We start from the raw sequence: 1625 nt of genomic DNA on the forward strand, positions 1-1625 counted from the left end.
CTCACTTGCAGCACCGACGGCATGTTGTAGTTCACATCCTGCGGATCGAACTGATGCAGCACATACAGTCGTTTTTGTGCCGAGGACAGCGGATAGAAGCTGCGCTCTTCCACTACCGGAATGGACGCATACGTCACTTGATCCAGCTGTTCCAGTACAACGGCCAGTTGCTCAATCGTTGGTGCTTCAAAAATGCTGCGCAGTGGAAGCGGTTTGTTCAGCTCCTTGTGAATCTTCGAGGCCAGTGTCGTCGCCCGCAGGGAATGTCCACCAATCTCGAAGAAGTTTTCCTTCACGCCGACCTGCACCAGGCCCAGCACGTCCTGCCAAATTTGCGCCAGCTTCACTTCCACCCACGTCCGCGGCGGGATATAGTCGGCTCCGCTTTGCAGGCTGCCTTCGGGTGCTGGCAGGGCTTTGCGGTCGATTTTACCGTTCGGTGTCAGCGGCATCTGCTCCAGCTGTACCAAGTACGAAGGCACCATGTAGTTTGGCAACTCCTCACCCAGTAAGCTTCGCAGCTCACCAGCACTCACGTCACGTTCGGCAACAAAGTACGCCACCAGTTGGTTTTGTCCCTGCTCGTCCGCCTGGGCCAGTACGATGACCTCTTGTATGTCCTCCACTTTCAAAATTTGTGCCTCGACCTCGCCCAGCTCAATCCGATAACCCCGGATTTTCACCTGATGATCGATCCGGCCCAAGTATTCGATGTTGCCATCCGGCATCCATCTCGCCAAGTCACCCGTACGGTACATTCTTTCATAACCTACTTCGCCAGCCGCGAATGAATTCGGTACAAATTTCTCATCCGTTAGCTCTGGACGATCCAGATAGCCGCGAGCCAGACCTGGACCGGACACGCACAGTTCACCTGCTACGCCTATCGGAGCCAAATGTCCATGTACATCAACCATGTATACCCGGTGATTCGGCACAGGTCGTCCGATAGAAATTAGCTGTCCTGCTCTCTCATCCTTGGATGCTGGCCAGCTCGACGTCGCCACCGAGTTTTCAGTTGGACCATAACCGTTGTAGTACGCCACTTGATCCTTCCACTTGTATACCAGCTCTGTTGAAGCAGCTGAACCCGCAGTCATCAGAATACGCAGGTATGGCATCTGTTCTGGCTCCAGATAGACCGCATAGGTCGGTGGTAATGTCGCCATTGTAATCTGATGTTCTGTCATGTAATGCTCGAATCTCTCATAGTCCAAAATCGTCTCTGACGTTGGTACATACAACGTAGCACCACAGAATAGAGTTTGGAAGATTTCCCAACAAGACGCATCAAACGAATAGCTGGCAAACAGCAATGTATGATCCGACGTACTGATCTGGAATTCCTGATCAAAATACGTTTTCAGATTACACAGACCGCGATGCTCTAGCATAACTCCTTTCGGTTGCCCCGTCGTACCCGACGTATAGATCACATACGCCAGATCGTTCGGACCGGACAACGGCTCCAGGTTGGAATCCTCCTCGTGATACACACTTTGTGTCCCATTCAGCACCAGTACCTGACCATCAAAAGCGACTTTGTCCACCAGATGGCTTTGCGTTAACAACAGCTCTGCTCCCGAGTCGTCCAGCATGTAGCGGATACGCTCCTCCGGATACGT

At 52.6% G+C, this 1625-nt stretch carries 1 protein-coding gene; it reads right to left on the reverse strand.

Annotated features, from left to right (window positions below; genetic code table 11):
• The coding region (locus AC5V8P_RS25495) for a non-ribosomal peptide synthetase (protein WP_495474042.1) at positions 1-1625 on the reverse strand (1625 nt) is incomplete at both ends.

The organism is Paenibacillus sp. N119s (assembly GCF_059447605.1).